The following is a 16,404-nucleotide window of genomic DNA, read 5'->3' on the forward strand; positions in this document are numbered from 1 at the left end:
GTATGAAGTATTTGCGGGGAATTGTAGCGTGGAAAATAGCTGTCGCTATTGTATTCGAACAAACGACCTATTAAAAATTGACTTTGAATATAGTCAGTTATCAAACAGATAAATAAAAAGCCGGGATTTCTCCCGACAGCCTACTAACATTATAACATAGCGGAGGGATTCCGGTGAGTAAAAGAGCGCAAGAATTGCAGATTGATATAGATAACATGACAGTCTCGCATCCGGTTGTTCCAGGAAAAGTGCTTGTCGTTGTGATTGACGGTGTGCAAGGGAAAGCAAAGATAGCGGAAGCCGTCGAACACGGTTTTACGATCATTGAAACAGCAAAGGGAAAAACAGCAAGAATCAAATTCGAGGAAAGCGAGTTGTTTTGAAGTGAAAATTGCGGTTCGTATATGACGTAGTGAAGTGGCCACATAAAGCGTAGTAAGAAAGGCGAGAGAACATGAAAAGTATTGAATTGTTTGCGGGCATCGGAGGAATTGCCCTGGCAGCCAAATGGGCAGGAATTGAAACGATTGCTTTTTGTGAAAAGGATCCATTTTGTCAAAAGGTATTGAAGAAACATTGGCCTAATGTTCCGATTTTCGATGATGTCTGTAAGCTTAATAGGCAAATTTTAGAGGAGGGGGGGGTCATTGAACCAGGTGGAACAGTTGACATTATTTCCGGAGGATTCCCTTGTCAGCCTTACAGTATTGCCGGGAAGCGAAGAGGCAAGGAAGATGACCGTGACCTCTGGCCGGAAATGTTTAGAATTCTACAAGAACTCAAGCCCACTTGGGTTGTTGGTGAAAATGTTGCTAACTTCGCCAATATGGAACTCGAACGAACGCTTGTTGACCTGGAAAGTGAAGGTTACGAAACACAAACGTTTATTATTCCGGCTTGTGCCGTTGATGCCAAACATAGAAGAGACAGAACCTTCGTTGTGGCCTACTCCTACAGTTCATGGGAATTACAACAGGAAAGGCGCATCAAAAAATTCGGGGAACGGATTAGCAACAGCAGTGAAATTATACCCAACCCCTACAGCAAGAGATTGGAAAGGGGCGCGAACGCCGGAGAAGTTGGCAGAGAAGGAGAGAAACGCAACCAACAGTTTGCCGGATGCAATCCGACAGGAGCAACCTGGGCAACTGAACCCAACGTGGGTCGAGTGGCTCATGGGATTCCCAATCGGGTGGACCGACTTAAAGCATTAGGAAATGCAGTAGTACCTCAGCAAATCTATCCGATATTTAAAGCGATCATGAGAATTACTTCTTAATGAACAGTACGACGATAAAACGAAAAAAGAACAAGGCTGTCCTGCGGAGGTAGAACATTCGATGCGGCCTTGTTCTAATACTATGATCTCCGTAATCTAATTAAATTATACTAATGGGAGAGATTCTGATGAACGTAAATAATGATAAAGTGACTGTAGAAATTTCTCTTATGGAAAACTCGTTGTATGTAGTGAAAGACGGAAGAATTACTAAAATAGAAGCTCCTCAAACGGGATACGGCGAATATACAGTAATTTAGAAAGATGGGAAAGTGCTAGATGTGATTAAGAGTGAGAATTTAATATTAGTAATTAGAAGTCGTTGTTTAATTGTGCTTGTAAAATTAATTGGTCAAGCAATTGACTATATTTGATAGTTTCTGGGTCAGATAAGCCTTTGTTAATTCCATGCTGAATCATCATCATTCTTAAATCGTATATTTTTGACATCAAATTCGCATCATTACCCAATGTATCACCTGCTTTTTAATAAATTAAACTTGATTATCTACTAAATTCTTAATGAAAGCAAGCTTTTACTTCAAAATAATGATTAAGTCCTACGGAAGAACCGAGGACACTAAATGAGCGGGATAAGCCGTTTGTTTGGTGTTATTCATTAAGGAGGTACTATTAGAAAAACAAAACCTGCCAACAGTTATTGCTGGCAGGCTTTGTTTTAATACTATATTAGTTGATTATTTCGAATAGAACGTTTCCGAAGTTTCCACCAGGAAGGGTAAATTTAAAATGGCCATCGCTAGGTACAGACATTAACCAATATGGCTGGGAGCTAGAACGATTCACATAAGTTGTTCTATACCAAGAGTTAGAAGCTGTCCATAATACAATTTGCGCTTGAGTAGCACCTTGGGAAGCTAAGTTCGGTGTAATTTTAATTCGTTTTCCGGCTGCGTTACTTAAATAAACATCATAAACAATTCCATAGTTTCCTAATAACTTAGAGCTACCTAAAACATTTGTACCCGTTTCGTATTCTCCGGGGTTGTCTTGATATGCTGATAGATAGAAACTAGGAGTAGTAGACGCGTTTACATTGACAGTACGCGTATCATAGTTAAAGAAAGCGGTAGTCATTGAACTGTTTGTAGATGTTGCTCTTGGCAAACTAAAAATATTATTTACATTGTATTTGCTTGTTGAAATAAAGAATACACGCGCATTCATATTCCCTGCTTGAGGAGTAAATTTTACTTTCCCATTCACAATGTATTGAGTTGGTACATCTGTGTAAAGTATTGTTACAGTACTGTTAGCAGGAATGGAAATTGTTTGATCGTTTGTGCTATTCCCAAAATCTCTAAGAACAGATGTAGAGGTTTCCAAAGTATATTGACCAGCTAAAATTGCCTTATTTTGAACTCTTACATTTGCTGTATAGCTGTTATTGTTCTTAATAGCAATTCCTACACGCAAAGAATCTCCAGTATAATTGTGGTGATAAAATTCTGCTACATAGGTTGTTGAACTTTGGAGAGGTTGATCAATAGTATATTTTCCGTATGGAGAAGAACTTACCATTGTCCCTTGAATAGATTCGGGATTATTAGAGTAGATATATTTGTTTCCATTTTGTGTCATACTGACGAGATAAGCTGCTTCCGCAGGATTTACCATGCTAGCAAAACAAAAACTAATAATTAATGCGATGAGAATCTTAACCTTTTTTAATTTCATTTTTAAACCTTCCCTTCAATTTTTTACAAGTTAAATTTTATAAATGATTACATTTGTAGTAAATGGATAATAATACCTATTTAATGAGTAATCTTGGTTTTGTTAATGGGTAAAAATTCCCATCCTATTATGTTGAAAGACAGAATTTAAACAGCTTGATATAATGGGAATAGAACCAAATATGTCCAAGACCGAGAGCGTGAGGACACTGATTATACAGAATAGCATGGCTATTTCTGTATGATTGGTGTCCTTTTTTATTTGTAAGGAGGTCATTTTCATGAATAATCTGATCCAGCAGTACAAAGAGTCATTAAAGGTGGCAAAGAAAATGTACAGAAGTGCCACTGTTGAGGATAAAAAAGTGATTGCTGGAATGATCTCTGATTTAGAATTTGCTATTGAATGGATGGAAACAGGGAGACAGCCTGGGAACCGTCGCGGTATTGAACGACGTGCTGCTTATCAACGTGAACGATCGTTTGATCCATTGTTAATGCAAAAATTTTTCCGTTCAAGTGAACCAGTTTATGAATGGGACGATCACGAAAAAGAAGATGTCATTACGAGTTGGGATCGGGAGCGTATTGAGGATGCTTTATCTGTGCTGACAGACCGAGAACGTGAGGTATACCTGATGTCGCGAGGATATTGCCTCACATATAGCGAAATTGCCAATTATCTTTGTATATCATCCAGTAGCGTTCAAACCATGATCCAAAGAGCTGAAAAGAAAATTAAAAAGCGCATAAAAGAAAGCCTCTTCTGCATGTGTAGCTGAAGAGGCTTTTGCTTTCATCGTTTGAAATCAAAATCGTTCCGAATGTTGATTCCTAGACGCTCTTTAATCGCAAATTGCAACAACTGTGAAAAATTGATTCCTTCGGCTTCTGCGGCATCGTTTAGCCATTTCGGAATCGTTAACGTTTTCTTAATGGCTTTATTGGCCATCTCTTCGCGAATGTAGTCGGTTCTTGCCTCGATGACAGAAACAAATGCGCCTTTTGGCAATTCAATATCTTTCGGATTGGAAGGGGAAGGGATGGATTCGTTATCTTCTTCCATTCCATATAGATAACCTTCCAAAGCGTCTTTTGCCATGCGAAATGCTTCTTCTAATGTTTCGCCTTCTGTGATGCATCCCGAAAGGTCAGGGAAAGTAACGGTATACCCTTCACTTCCGTCAGTGCCAGGGTCGAAAATCGCTGGAAAATAATATTTAGCCAATAGAAAAAACCTCCTTTCGCAGGAGGGCTACTTCAGCCCTGCCTGCTTTAGTATTGAGTGTAATGTTCCGGGTTTTAAATCTTTGCGTGGATGGGGAACGGTCACCGTTCCTTTTTTCGTTGGATGTTTGAAGTGGTGATGGCTGCCGACTATTCTATGTAAGTACCATCCGTCTTTTTTTAGTAATTTAATCAATTCTTTTGATGAAATGTTTATTCCCCCTTTCCACATTTTTATTATAACACGTATAAATAACACGTGTAAAGAGATTTTTGTTTTATTTTTTGTCGTACAAATGCCACTAATAAGTGAGAAAGACATTAGCGCTGTTCACTAAGGGATAGAGGTAAATATCAACTATCCTTACGTTGAATCATGATTTTCAGCTCTTGTTCTAGATATTCAATCCGTTTCGTGAGGAAATCGAGAACATGATTGACTTTGTCATATTCCTTCCTGTCTAAATGAAATAAAATTCTGTTCAGCTCCATTTTGGTCCAATGGACTTGATTATGTATTTTGTCTTTATCCGGATCATTTTTGATTAACAAATCATTCAGCAACAAAGCCGAAGCCAAGAGTTGTTCAGCAGCTTGGGAACGGCTACGGATACGATTGGTGAATTGATAATCGTCTAAAGCATCTATCACAGTTTTCGATATGTTAATGGAAATCGTCTCTTTTGCTTCTGTCTTTTTGGCAGAAGTTTTCTTTTTAGGCACGCTAAACACTCCTTTCTAGAAATATCCTTTCTAGAAATATTATAACAATTTATAAAATTATTGAAATATTGAGTTCATGAATTATGGAGGTATTGAATTATTGAAAAAGCAGGATGAAGCGTATGAGAAGCACAAATGCAAAGGGTGTGAATGGGCATCATGGCAACAGAAACATATCGTGGTCTGCCTTTTTCCTCGGTGTGTGAAGGATGGTTCCCCCCCTCTTCATAGTGGATAAGTTATCCATGAGGTAAGGAAAATGTACAGTTGGGAAGACAAATTTTTGTGGGACTAAGTTAGTTACCAATTAATTCTAGTACAATGAGACTAGAAATTGATATAATGAAACAAAAATTATAGCACATCAAAGAAAAGTAAAATGTATTAGGTTTGATGAGGGGGAAGAATTTTGAAGTACGAAATCACAATAAAAGAAGCTTGTGAGGGGGTTTGGAAATGCTTAGAACCATCAGATTGGATACAGTTAGCTTCAGTAATGATAGCAATGTTTGCAGCAATAGCGTCATATGTTACTGTTGTCCAACAAAAAAAGCAATTTCAAGTAGCCAATGAAGAAAGAAAAATGAGGTATAGACCAATTTTTAAAATTAACTTTTTTAGCAAGAATAGTCCGACTCGATATATATTTGATATTGTAAATGAAGGTTTTGCATACTTTGTAACTAAAGAAGTGAATTGGATCGGAGAAGGTAATATAAGAGCGGATTTTTTTAATGGTAGAGTTGGAAATGATACCGAAGGAAGGCATGAGTCATTAGTAGTTCTATTAGATTTTCCTGAAAATGCAAATGCGAAAGGGCATTTTGAAATTATTGGTTATGATATTGAAAATAATAAAATTAAATTTAAGTCTCCAGAAATTATTTTTAAGGATGGAAAAATAGAAAATCACTTAAAATTGTCACTTAAATATTTAGAGTAGTTCTACCAGTCAATCATAAGTGAGAGATTTTGTTGAAGCAGGACGTCACTCCGATCGGGGTGGCGTTTTTTTTGTCGTATTGAGTAGGGCGAAAGGAGGGTGAAATATAAACACCTTTTCGAAAATCACAGGGTTATTGATGAAGCTTATGAGTTATGCGGCGAATGGAAAGTATGGATAGGGTTCCAGCCCGTCAAAATCCGTGTAACACAGGGCCTTGATGGTAAATATTATTACGAAACGAGCCACTACTATAAAGGATCGCAACAAGCAGGCCCATATATAATGGGTATCATTCAATAGAACAGGCGATTAATGGAGCAAAGGCGCAACTTTTGCCTTTTTACCAAGAAGATGATGAAGAAGCGGTATGGGTTAAAAATGAAAATTATTAATTTAAGTACCCTAATTTCTATTAAGCGCCACCTTTTGGTGGTGTTTTAAAATATTGATAATTCTCTTTTTTGATTTAATAATAGTAAATTAATAATCAAAAAGGGGGATTAATTATGTTATCAATTATTAAAAATAATTGGAAAAGCATAGTGTTGGTTGTTGCAGTACCTATTGCGATTAATTATTTTTTAATGACTTGGAAAGCACCGTTTCTGCAAGGAGATTCCAGTGATTGGCTGGGCTTTCTTTCCAATTACTCTGGAGGAATTATTGGAGGAATAGTCGCATTAAAAGTTGCTAGAGAACAAACAAGAAATGAAAGAGAGAGAATAAAAAGAGAACATAGATCATTTTTTTCTGCATCTACTATTGTTTTTAATTTTAAAGATGATGACAAATGGGGGAGAAAAGAAAAACGTCGAATACTATTAACCGACTCTTATAAAAATTTACTTGCTACCGATAAGGAAACTTCCTATTATTCAGTAATTAGATTTGGTGGTTCTGATGTTATTATAAACTGTAAATTTAAGATTATTGTCGGAAGTGATAAAAACTTTAGTAATACCGATACTATTGAGGCTTGGGTAGATTTTTTCGAAAAAGACGAGGAAATATTGATACCGTTGTGTTCTTCAAAACTGGGACAGTATCAACCATGGGTAAAAGAAATCCAAGCGGAATACTATACTCCTGCAAATGAAAAAGTGAAATTCATTCAATCAGAAGTTGACAATACTAGAAAACACGTGTTCATCGACGGAAAAGAAGAACATATTATTGAACATGAAACTATCTATACTGCGTGGGCCCAGAAAAGTATGTAAGTTAAACGCCATTGTTGGCGTTTTTTCTTTTGCTCCAAAACAAACACAAATAGTCGGAGGTGGCAGGTGATGTAGCAAGTGGCGGAAAAGCATATTCAGGCTGAAAAAGATTATGTCAAAGGCATGAAATATAAGGACATTGCTGAAAAATATGGTGTGTCTTTAAATACGGTCAAGTCATGGAAAAAGCGTTACGGTTGGACGCGTGAAAAGGGTGCGCACAAAGAAAAAGGTGTGCACACAAAAAATAAAAGGGGCGCACCTATAGGAAATATAAATGCAAAGGGAAATAAAGGTGGTGCGGCTCCAAAAGGCAACCAGAACGCATTGAAGCACGGCTTCTTCTCGAAATACATCCCGCAAGAAACACTTGAAATCATGGGGATGTTGGAAGAGAAAAGTCCTACTGATCTTATTTGGGATCAGATCATGATTCAATACGCTGCGATTATACGAGCGCAGAAAATTATGTTCGTTCAAGACAAGAATGAAATGATAAAAGAGCTCAAAAAAGAGAAAACCGAAGTAGAAGTGACTGGCGAAAAAGAAGATGGAGAGGCTATCACGGTGCCGACTTATGTCGAACGAGAATACGAATTCCAATTCGCTTGGGACCGTCATGCTACCTTCTTGAATGCACAGTCAAGAGCCATGAGTGAGTTGCGGGGGCTGATTAAGCAGTTCAATGAATTAGCTCATGAAGATGATGAGCGCCGCTTGAAGCTGGAACACATGAAGTTGAATATAGAGAAAACAAAAGCTGAAATTAAGGAGATTGCCCAAGAAAGTGGGACGAATCAAAAAGTTATCATTGTCAATGATTTAGATGAAATGAGGTCGGTTCTTGATGAACGTAATAAAGATAACTGACCTTATTAATCCAATATTCTATAGCTTTTGGCTCAACGAGAAGCCTAATTCCATCTTAAAAGGTGGCCGCTCGTCAATGAAATCATCGGTTATATCGTTGAAATTGGTCACGGACTTTATCGCCGATCCAAGTGGCAATGTGGTTATTCTGAGAAAAGTCGCTAAGTACCTTTCTACATCAGTATACGAACAAATCAAATGGGCTATTTACATGTTGAAACTCGAAAACGAGTTTTATTTTGGTAAATCGCCGCTCATCATCCGACATAAACGGACGAATACAGCCTTTTATTTTTACGGCTGTGATGATCCGATGAAAATCAAGTCAGCGAAGATCGCGAAAGGCTACGTGATGGCGTTATGGTTTGAAGAGTTAGCGGAGTTTGACGGGGTCGAGGATATTGATATTGTATCAGATACCTTCATTCGTCAAGATTTAGGTGACAAAGAGGTAAAAGTTTATTACTCCTACAACCCGCCTCGTAATCCTTACGAGTGGGTTAACGAGTGGGTTGAGAGCAAACGGAATGACCCGGATTATTTTATTCATCATTCCACATATTTGGACGATGAAAAAGGTTTCCTATCAAATCAGCTTTTGCGAAAAATCGAGCAGTATAAAGAAAATGATTATGACTATTGGCGTTGGATGTATAACGGCGAAGTCATCGGTCTTGGTGACATGGTTTATAACATGAACCATTTTCACGGAATCGACAAATTGCCGGACGATGATGATATATTGCTTATCGATACTGCCATAGATACTGGGCATCAAGTATCAGCGACGACATATTTAGCTGTTGCTTTAACTAAGAAACAAAAAGTCATTCTTTTAGATACATGGTATTATTCACCGGAAAACAAAGTTATTAAAAAGGCTCCTAGTGAATTATCAAAGGATTATTACGATTGGTATAAAAACATACAAGAAACTTATAAAAAGCCCATCGATATGCAAACGATTGACAGCGCAGAGGGTGCTTTAAGAAATCAGGTGTTCAAAGATTACTCCATTCGACTTCATCCAATCGCTAAGAAGAAAAAAGTGGACATGATTGAGAATGTTTATGACTTGCTCGCACAGGGCAGGTTTTTTTATTTGAATACCAAAAACAATGAAATTTTTATTGAAGAACATAAAAGGTATCAATGGGATCCCGAAACATTACAAAGCGATGATCCGAAGGTCATTAAAGAAAATGACCATACGTGTGACGCGTTTCAATATTACATTAATGACAATCTTCAAAAACTTGGGTTGAAATATTAAGGCGGTGAGGACAAATGTTTCAAAGCCTCATTATGAAAACAAGGAGGTGGCTATATAGGGTGGGGATCTTGAAAGGAATTCAGAATTTGAATGAGTTGAAAGATGTCAATATCAGTGAAGAAATGTACCAACAAATAGACGTTTGGAAAGCCCTCTATAAGGGATATTACGAGCCTTTTCATAAACTAAGATATAAAACCATTGACGGATGGAAAACTCGCAAAATGGACACGCTGCAAATGGCGAAAATCGTATCTTCTGAAATGGCTGGGTTGGTGTTCAACGAAAAGTGCGAGATTAGTATATCCGATGAAAATTTATCTGATTTCATCGATGAAGTTTTCGAAGATAACAAGTTTTACAAAGAGTTTCAAGACTATATCGAGTATATGTTTGCTTATGGCGGCGCTGTTATCAAGCCGTATGTAAAAGACGAAAAAGTCATGCTGTCATTAGTGACGGCTGATTGTTTTATCCCAATCAGTTGGCATAATGACACAATTTTAGAAGGAGTTTTCATATCTGAATATATAAAAGGGAACAAAACTTATACACATTTAGAATGGCATACTTGGGAAGGGAATGTTTATGTCGTTCGCAATGAGTTATATGAATCAAACGGCTCTGATTTGGGCGTAAGGGTTCCGTTGAGCATTCTTGCACAATTATATGGTGTACAAGAAGAAACCAGAATTTCAGGGTTAAAAAAATCTATTTTTACCTATATTAAACCAAACACAGCGAATAATATCGACACTCAAAGCCCGTTGGGTATCAGTATTTATGCCAATGCTCTTGATACCATGAAGGCGCTGGATACGGCTTTTGATTCTTTCAACCGGGAATTTAGACTAGGGAAGAAAAGGATTGTTGTCCCAGCGCACATGGTTAAAACGGTCGTTAACCCGCAAACAGGTGAAATGTATCGTTACTTTGATTCATCAGATGAAACATACGAAGCTTTTAATAGTGGAAATATGGACAAGGACGAAATTAAAGACATTTCCGTTGAATTGCGAGTGGAGGAGCATATTTCAGCTATAAATGCATTGCTCAATCTATTTGCTATGCAGACCGGATTTTCAACTGGTACTTTTAGTTTTGATGGCCAAGCCGTAAAGACAGCAACCGAAGTTGTAAGTGAAAACTCAAAGACTTTCAAAAACAAGAAATCTCACGAGATTATAATTGAAGAAGGAATTAAAGAGATTATTGATTCTATTATTGCTGTTGCTCAATTGTATGGTCTGTACAACGGACCAAATGAATATGAGGTATCTGTGGCTTTTGATGACAGTATTGTTGAAGATCAAGGAGCCGAAATAAACAAACAAATTCAGCTTGTTTCCAATGGATTAACAAGCAAGAAACGTGCGATCATGAAAATTCATAAGTTAACGGAAGAAGAAGCACTGAAATTGCTTCAAGAAATAAGAGAAGAACAGCAGACTGCAACAGCCGAAGCGATTGATTTTTTTGGAATGAATAGGCAAGGTGGAGACTAAGAATGGATCCACTGAAACAACAACAATTAGCTACGCCTATAGTTGAGGTTTTTCTTGCGATTGAAGAGCAACTTCTTATGAACATCGCTAAACGCTTGAGACAACACCAGACGTTACTAACGGAAGATGACATATTAGCATGGCAAACAGAGCAATTAAGCATGTTAGGTAGTCTTACCCAAGAAAATATCATTACGATTGCCAAACATTCTGGAATGGCTATTAATGAAGTATCAAAGGCGCTTGAAAAAGCAGGATACACAGCCGTCGGAGAATTTGAAGGAACATTGCAAGAAGCTGTCCAAATGGGGTTACTCATTCAGCCGCCAACCATTGAGCAAAGCGCGGCATTGGAAAATATTTTGCTTGCCTATCAAGCACAAGCAAAAAACATATTTAACCTTGTCAATACAACCTTGCTGCAACAATCACAACAGGTCTATTTAGACATTGTGAACCAAACGATAGGTAAGGTATTAGCAGGTGTTCAAACCCCATTTCAGGCCATGTCAGATGCAGCTAAACAATGGGCAAATAAAGGTATTCCTGCATTAGTAGATAAAGCAGGCAGGCAATGGAGTACCGAGGCATACATGAATATGGTTGTGCGTTCCACTGTTTCAAACGTTGCCAATGAAATGCAAATGACGCGGTTTCAAGAATATGGTGTGGACTTGGTGGAAGTATCCAGTCATGCTGATTCTCGTCCATCTCATGTACCGTATCAAGGGAGAATTTATTCTATAAGCGGCAGGCATCCGAAATATCCTCCACTAAGCGAGACGGGATATGGAACAATCGAGGGAATCGGCGGGATCAACTGTCGGCATGTTCTCTATCCATTTATCGAGAGAGTGAGCAAGCAAAGGTTTTTTCCATATGATGTTAAAGAAAGCCGTAAATCCTATGAACTTTCTCAGAAACAGCGAAAGCTAGAACGCGATATTCGTAAGGCAAAAAGAGAACTATCCATGATGGAAGCACTAGGCGATCAAGAGGGAATAGATGCTGCTAAGAAAAAAGTCAGAGATAAACAAAGGAATATGCGTGAATTTATTTCTTCTACTGGTCGTACTAGAAATTATAGACGTGAACAAATATCATCTTTAACGAAGAAAGAAATACAAGGTGAATACAATAAAAAGATTGAAAAAATAAAACAAAACATCAAAAATAAAATTGCCAATGGCGAAATTTCCACAAAAATTAATCCTGAAAAACAAGCGCGCCACATGATTGGTAACCCAGCATATGAAGCGTACAAACACAAATTGTCTAAAAAAGGATTACATGGTCCTAGTTATTTAACGATTAGCCAAGAGGAAGCACAAGAATTGGTAAATAAATATGCTGGTACAGGTGATTTGAAAATAAGTAAATTTAAGTTTCAAAATAAAGAAACGATTATACAAAATGATAAGAATATAGGTTATTATGTAGATAAAGATGGGAATCATATTTTGACCAGTAAGTTTGATATCCGCTACTCCAAAACAGGTGTTCATATTTTTCCTTCTAAGGGGTGATTGGATGAACAGGGAAGAGATAACGCTTTTTTTAGATAAAATGGTAACGCTTATCGATGAAACAGGTCAACAATATAATGGTTTTCTAACCAATTATATCGTTGAACTTGATGATGAAGACAATCTTATTGAAACCGTAGATTTAAAACCAGAAGATGCAATTGGTTATCGTTTTGAATTTCATTTAAATCAAATAAAAGAAATCATATTAATTTAAAAGGCCCATGTCAATTTGAAAATGATGGGGCCTTTTTTATGGCGAGGAGTTGAAATATAGTTGCTTATTTCCAAAAAAGAATTTGAAGAGCTGAAAAAGAAAGTGGAAGAGCAAGAGCAGATTATAAACAATATGATCAATCATCTAGTAAAGCTGCAGCAAGAAGTGAATGAATTGAAAAAGCCGAAAGAACCTCAATATTTTGGGTAGGTTCTTTTTTATTTTGTCCGTTTATGTGTAGTGGACGTTAAATAAAACACAAGGAAATTATCCGTAATGGAGGGTTTTATATGATTAAAAATAGATTTTTACCATTAGATTTACAATTTTTCGCCGAAGAAGGCGGACAAACCGGTGACCAGCAACCGGAACAACAACCTGCTGGGGGGGAACAAACAGAACAACAAGAGCAACAGCCAGCAAAAACATTTACGCAAGAAGATGTTAACAATTTGATTGCTAAAGAATCCAAAAAAGCACAGGAAAAGCTTTTAAAACAGCTTGGCATTGATGACTTCAAGAACGCAAAAGAAGGCCTTCAAAAATTCCGAGAGTGGCAAGAATCACAGAAAACCGAAGCTGAAAAGCAAGCCGAACGATTGCAAGCTTTGGAGCAGGAAAAGGATACTCTTGCCGAAGAAAACGCAACGCTGAAAGCTCAACTATCAGCACTAAAAGCCGGAGTAAATGCTGATTCGGTTGAGGATGTTGTTGTATTAGCAAAAAAACTAGTCAATGATGATGTGGATATGGATGCAGCTATTCAAAAAGTGCTTGAGAAATATCCGCTCTTTAAAGGTCAGCAAGAACAGCAACAAGAACAAAAGCCATCATTTACTACTGGGCAACATCAAAAACCTGGAAAACTGGATGACTTTGCTGCTGTTTTACTAGGCAAAAAATAATATTTTAGGAGGATGAGTAAATTATGGCAATTAACTACGCTGAACGTTATCAAGCTGAATTAGATCAAGTGATTAAACAAGCTACATTAACAAACGTTTTGGAAACACAAAATGTCAACTGGATGGGCGCAAGAACTTTCCATGTTCCGACTTTATCTGTGTCTGGTTATAAAAATCATAGCCGGAACGGTGGATTTAATCGCGGCACGGTTGATGTAAACTGGGAACCATATACGCTTGGATTTGACCGCGATATTGAATTCTTTGTTGACCAAATGGATGTAGATGAATCCAATCAAGCTGCAAGTGCTGCCAACATTACAAGGGTTTTCTTAACTGAAAAAGCAGGTCCAGAGATTGACGCTTATCGTTTCTCTAAATTAGCAACAAAAGCAATTGAAAAAGGAAATGCAACTGGTGAAGCTATTACTCCTGATGATGTTGTAACAAAGCTGAAACGTGACATTAAAAAAGTCCGCAAATACGGTACAGCTAATCTTACTGCATATGTTTCTACTGATGTTATGGACACAATCGAACAATATAAAGCAGGCAAAGGGCAAATTAGTCTTGACAATGCAGGTACAACCATTGAAACTCGTGTTACATCTCTTGATGGTGTACGTCTCATTGAAGTCTTTGACGTTGATCGTTTCCACACTTCTTTCGATTTTACTGATGGATTCGTTGCGGCAACCGGTTCTTATGCTTTGAACTGGATTATTGTTTATCGTGGTGCAGTCATCGCAAAAGCAAAATTAAATTCTGTATATCTATTCCAACCGGGAGAACACACTCAAGGTGATGGTTACTTGTACCAAAACCGTCTATATCACGATTTATTTGTGCTCAAAAACAAAGCTGATGGAGTGGTAGTATCTCATGGAACTACCGCAAAAGCTTGATAGGAGGTATTATGAATGGCTATTTTGCGAAAAGAAAATGTAATTTTGCGAGAAAATAATGAGGCTAAAATAAAAGAATTAAAGGCGGCTGGTTATGAAGAAGTAACGGAAGATGATTTAAAGCCGAAGAAAGCAACCAAAGCACCTTCTAAATAGGGGGTGCTTTTCTAATGTCTTATATTGATAAAGACTTTTATGACAATGTTTACAAAGGTGCGCCGATTGCCGATGATAATGAATTCAATAGACTTGCTGAACGTGCTAGCGACATGATCGATCAAATTACTCAATATGTTTTAAAAAATATTGAGTTTGATAGATTAGCACAAGTGCTGCAAGATATGGTGAAAAAAGCGACATGCGCACAAGTGGAATTTCTTTTTGAAAATGGAGAGTCCGTCATTCATGATAACGGCAATTTAAACAATGTCTCTGTCGGCAATTTCAGCTATTCTACCGGTAACGGCGGAAATAGTCGAATTAGCCCAGCTGTATATGATTATCTCAAATACAGCGGTTTGCTTTATACTGGGGTGCATACACATGGTGGTTAGACCTATCCCAAAAGCTGTTTTAATTCACCAATGCACATATGAGGAATTCGTTCAAGGTGATGGATTCAAAATGGAGGATGGATTCAAACCGCCCGTAACGTTGTCAAACGTCCTTATACAACCCAATACATCAAATCCTAACATTACAAGAAATGCTAATGGTGAGATACAGGTATTTCACTCCGTTTTATTTTTTGATGTAGTCAATTCATCTTCAAACGGTCCATTTGAATTCAAAGAAAAGTCAAAAGTGACGTTTGAAGGAAAAATAATGATAGTTGAAAAAGTCAGTCCGATTTATGCTTTCAAACTTCATCATTATGAGATTGGGTTGATTTAAATGATTAAGCTGGATGTAAAAGTAAATATCAATCAAAATCAATTGCAATCTGACATTGATAGGAGACTTGATAAGGCACAATATGCCTTAGATAACCAAGTCTTGAGAGACAGTAATTATTTCATTCCAAAAGATACAGGAAATCTTGAGAAATCAAGCTTTCTTCACAGTCAAATTGGTCAAGGCAAGATCGTTTGGAATACACCGTATGCCAGACGGCTTTATTACAATCCGCAATACAACTTTTCGAAAGACGTAAATCCAAATGCTCAAGGATTATGGTTCGAAGTAGCCAAAGCAAGATGGTATAACGAATGGGTTCAGGTGGCACAGAATGCTTACGACAAAGGATAGGGGGTGTTTGCTTGGATTTTCTTGCAAGGGTAAAAGATTACTTGGCAGCAAACATCGAACTGAATGCGCCCATAACAACGCCTATTCTTAGCGTGGATTCCAGTTCTATTGCTATCCGGCAGACACCTTCCAGTATAAATAGTCGTTATGTCGAAGGAAAAATAACGAATTTTAGCTTTCAGGTGCTTGTAAAAGACACCAGTCATGTAAAAGCATATAACACCATACAAGCTGTTTTTAAGGCGCTTGATGGACTTCCGAAGGGCTCAATTACAAGCTACGATGGGAGTTTTTCTTTTATCAAATGTGAATGTACCACATTGCCAAATTTTGTAGAAAAAACCGACAAGAATGAGTATATTTACACCGCAATCTTCCAAAGTGAGCTTGAAGTATAAAGGAGTGATAACGAAATGTTTGAATTGATGAATGCTCATAAGTTTGAAATTCAAACGGGAATAGACGCAACAACACAAGAGCCTATTTATTCGCGGATTGCAAAAGGAATCACAAATGTTGAACCTAACAATAATGAAGAATTGGCGCAAGATCGGTACCTTGATGGCGATGGATATGGTGAAACGGATGTTATAGGCGCTCAGTTAGTTCTCTCTTTTACTGGTCACCGGTATTACGGTGATGCAGCGCAAGATTTCATTTTCGGAAAATTGCTAGATTTAGGAGCAAGTCGCCGTGTACCTTTTCGTTGGACTGAACCGGATGGCGGCATATTTGAAGGCGAATGTACAATTGCAAACATTTCCGGACCTTCCGGTGATGCAGGGGCGAAAGGTGAATTTAGTTTCGAAATTCATTTTAACGGGAAACCAACATATACATCACCAGATGCCTAATATTTGAGA

The 16,404-nt window shown here is 37.6% G+C and carries 25 protein-coding genes; 20 read left to right on the forward strand and 5 right to left on the reverse strand.

Annotation, left to right across the window (positions count from 1 at the left end; all coding sequences use genetic code 11):
* Positions 1-173 precede the first annotated feature (173 nt).
* The 3 genes from B6A27_RS00265 (at position 174) to B6A27_RS00275 (ending at position 1,539) form a co-directional block, all read left to right on the forward strand.
* The gene (locus tag B6A27_RS00265) at positions 174-383 is read left to right on the forward strand and encodes an XtrA/YqaO family protein (protein ID WP_080859451.1); all 210 of its coding nucleotides are present in this window, start codon (positions 174-176) and stop codon (positions 381-383) included.
* A 71-nt stretch (positions 384-454) separates the two neighbouring features.
* Positions 455-1,279, forward strand: coding sequence for a DNA cytosine methyltransferase (locus B6A27_RS00270; protein WP_080859453.1), 825 nt, complete (start codon positions 455-457; stop codon positions 1,277-1,279).
* A 128-nt stretch (positions 1,280-1,407) separates the two neighbouring features.
* A complete protein-coding gene (locus tag B6A27_RS00275) occupies positions 1,408-1,539 on the forward strand; it encodes a DUF3954 domain-containing protein (protein ID WP_080859455.1) in 132 nt (43 codons plus the stop codon).
* A gap of 52 nt (positions 1,540-1,591) precedes the next feature.
* Here B6A27_RS00275 and B6A27_RS19200 read toward each other — a convergent pair whose 3' ends face one another.
* Both B6A27_RS19200 and B6A27_RS00285 read right to left on the reverse strand, forming a co-directional pair.
* Entirely contained in the window at positions 1,592-1,729 is a 138-nt protein-coding gene (locus B6A27_RS19200; protein ID WP_139788024.1) for an aspartyl-phosphate phosphatase Spo0E family protein, read from the reverse strand.
* A gap of 240 nt (positions 1,730-1,969) precedes the next feature.
* On the reverse strand, positions 1,970-2,977 hold the full coding sequence (locus tag B6A27_RS00285) for a hypothetical protein (protein WP_080859459.1): 1,008 nt from the start codon (positions 2,975-2,977) through the stop codon (positions 1,970-1,972).
* Positions 2,978-3,257: 280 nt separating this feature from the next.
* Between B6A27_RS00285 and B6A27_RS00290 the strand changes: the two genes are divergently transcribed.
* On the forward strand, positions 3,258-3,758 hold the full coding sequence (locus B6A27_RS00290) for a sigma-70 family RNA polymerase sigma factor (protein ID WP_080859460.1): 501 nt from the start codon (positions 3,258-3,260) through the stop codon (positions 3,756-3,758).
* Between the two features lie 14 nt (positions 3,759-3,772).
* Here the strand turns inward: B6A27_RS00290 and B6A27_RS00295 are convergent, their stop codons facing one another.
* The 3 genes from B6A27_RS00295 to B6A27_RS00305 form a co-directional block, all read right to left on the reverse strand.
* Entirely contained in the window at positions 3,773-4,204 is a 432-nt protein-coding gene (locus B6A27_RS00295; RefSeq protein ID WP_080859461.1) for a type II toxin-antitoxin system HicB family antitoxin, read from the reverse strand.
* Positions 4,205-4,231: 27 nt separating this feature from the next.
* Positions 4,232-4,435 (reverse strand): type II toxin-antitoxin system HicA family toxin, encoded by a 204-nt coding sequence (locus tag B6A27_RS00300; protein WP_197478862.1) that lies wholly within the window; start codon positions 4,433-4,435, stop codon positions 4,232-4,234.
* A 122-nt stretch (positions 4,436-4,557) separates the two neighbouring features.
* The gene (locus tag B6A27_RS00305) at positions 4,558-4,926 is read right to left on the reverse strand and encodes a hypothetical protein (RefSeq protein WP_080859462.1); all 369 of its coding nucleotides are present in this window, start codon (positions 4,924-4,926) and stop codon (positions 4,558-4,560) included.
* A gap of 409 nt (positions 4,927-5,335) precedes the next feature.
* Here B6A27_RS00305 and B6A27_RS00310 point away from each other — a divergent pair, with 409 nt between their 5' ends.
* From B6A27_RS00310 to B6A27_RS00380, 16 genes are all read left to right on the forward strand, one after another.
* The gene (locus tag B6A27_RS00310; protein WP_080859463.1) at positions 5,336-5,869 is read left to right on the forward strand and encodes a hypothetical protein; all 534 of its coding nucleotides are present in this window, start codon (positions 5,336-5,338) and stop codon (positions 5,867-5,869) included.
* Between the two features lie 509 nt (positions 5,870-6,378).
* Positions 6,379-7,092, forward strand: a complete 714-nt coding sequence (locus B6A27_RS00320; RefSeq protein ID WP_080859465.1) for a hypothetical protein — start codon at positions 6,379-6,381, stop codon at positions 7,090-7,092.
* A 78-nt stretch (positions 7,093-7,170) separates the two neighbouring features.
* Positions 7,171-7,962 carry a phage terminase small subunit gene (terS, locus tag B6A27_RS00325; RefSeq protein ID WP_080859467.1) on the forward strand — a complete coding sequence of 264 codons (792 nt, stop codon included), beginning with the start codon at positions 7,171-7,173 and terminating at the stop codon, positions 7,960-7,962.
* Positions 7,940-9,235: a PBSX family phage terminase large subunit gene (locus B6A27_RS00330; protein WP_080859469.1), complete on the forward strand. Its 1,296-nt coding sequence runs from the start codon at positions 7,940-7,942 to the stop codon at positions 9,233-9,235. Before terS ends, B6A27_RS00330 begins: the two co-directional genes overlap by 23 nt.
* 14 nt (positions 9,236-9,249) lie before the next feature.
* Positions 9,250-10,740 carry a phage portal protein gene (locus B6A27_RS00335; RefSeq protein ID WP_080859471.1) on the forward strand — a complete coding sequence of 497 codons (1,491 nt, stop codon included), beginning with the start codon at positions 9,250-9,252 and terminating at the stop codon, positions 10,738-10,740.
* 2 nt (positions 10,741-10,742) lie between these two features.
* On the forward strand, positions 10,743-12,266 hold the full coding sequence (locus tag B6A27_RS00340) for a phage minor capsid protein (protein WP_080859473.1): 1,524 nt from the start codon (positions 10,743-10,745) through the stop codon (positions 12,264-12,266).
* Positions 12,267-12,270: 4 nt separating this feature from the next.
* Positions 12,271-12,483 (forward strand): hypothetical protein, encoded by a 213-nt coding sequence (locus B6A27_RS00345; protein WP_080859474.1) that lies wholly within the window; start codon positions 12,271-12,273, stop codon positions 12,481-12,483.
* Between the two features lie 60 nt (positions 12,484-12,543).
* The gene (locus B6A27_RS18550) at positions 12,544-12,693 is read left to right on the forward strand and encodes a hypothetical protein (RefSeq protein WP_161491006.1); all 150 of its coding nucleotides are present in this window, start codon (positions 12,544-12,546) and stop codon (positions 12,691-12,693) included.
* Between the two features lie 80 nt (positions 12,694-12,773).
* Positions 12,774-13,388: a hypothetical protein gene (locus B6A27_RS00350; RefSeq protein ID WP_080859476.1), complete on the forward strand. Its 615-nt coding sequence runs from the start codon at positions 12,774-12,776 to the stop codon at positions 13,386-13,388.
* Positions 13,389-13,411: 23 nt separating this feature from the next.
* On the forward strand, positions 13,412-14,293 hold the full coding sequence (locus B6A27_RS00355; protein WP_080859478.1) for a hypothetical protein: 882 nt from the start codon (positions 13,412-13,414) through the stop codon (positions 14,291-14,293).
* Between the two features lie 15 nt (positions 14,294-14,308).
* Positions 14,309-14,449, forward strand: a complete 141-nt coding sequence (locus B6A27_RS18555) for a hypothetical protein (protein WP_161491007.1) — start codon at positions 14,309-14,311, stop codon at positions 14,447-14,449.
* Positions 14,450-14,463: 14 nt separating this feature from the next.
* Positions 14,464-14,847 (forward strand): head-tail connector protein, encoded by a 384-nt coding sequence (locus B6A27_RS00360; RefSeq protein WP_080859480.1) that lies wholly within the window; start codon positions 14,464-14,466, stop codon positions 14,845-14,847.
* Positions 14,837-15,187 carry a putative minor capsid protein gene (locus B6A27_RS00365; RefSeq protein ID WP_236631746.1) on the forward strand — a complete coding sequence of 117 codons (351 nt, stop codon included), beginning with the start codon at positions 14,837-14,839 and terminating at the stop codon, positions 15,185-15,187. The genes B6A27_RS00360 and B6A27_RS00365 overlap by 11 nt, the downstream gene beginning before the upstream one ends.
* Entirely contained in the window at positions 15,188-15,541 is a 354-nt protein-coding gene (locus tag B6A27_RS00370; protein ID WP_080859482.1) for a minor capsid protein, read from the forward strand.
* An 11-nt stretch (positions 15,542-15,552) separates the two neighbouring features.
* Positions 15,553-15,939, forward strand: coding sequence for a minor capsid protein (locus tag B6A27_RS00375; RefSeq protein WP_161491008.1), 387 nt, complete (start codon positions 15,553-15,555; stop codon positions 15,937-15,939).
* A 15-nt stretch (positions 15,940-15,954) separates the two neighbouring features.
* Complete coding sequence (locus tag B6A27_RS00380; RefSeq protein ID WP_080859486.1) at positions 15,955-16,395, forward strand: phage tail tube protein; 441 nt, start codon at positions 15,955-15,957, stop codon at positions 16,393-16,395.
* The last annotated feature ends 9 nt before the right edge of the window (positions 16,396-16,404 follow it).

It is taken from the genome of Anoxybacillus sp. UARK-01, from assembly GCF_002075365.1.
GTDB classification, from domain to species: Bacteria; Bacillota; Bacilli; order Bacillales; family Anoxybacillaceae; genus Anoxybacteroides; species Anoxybacteroides rupiense.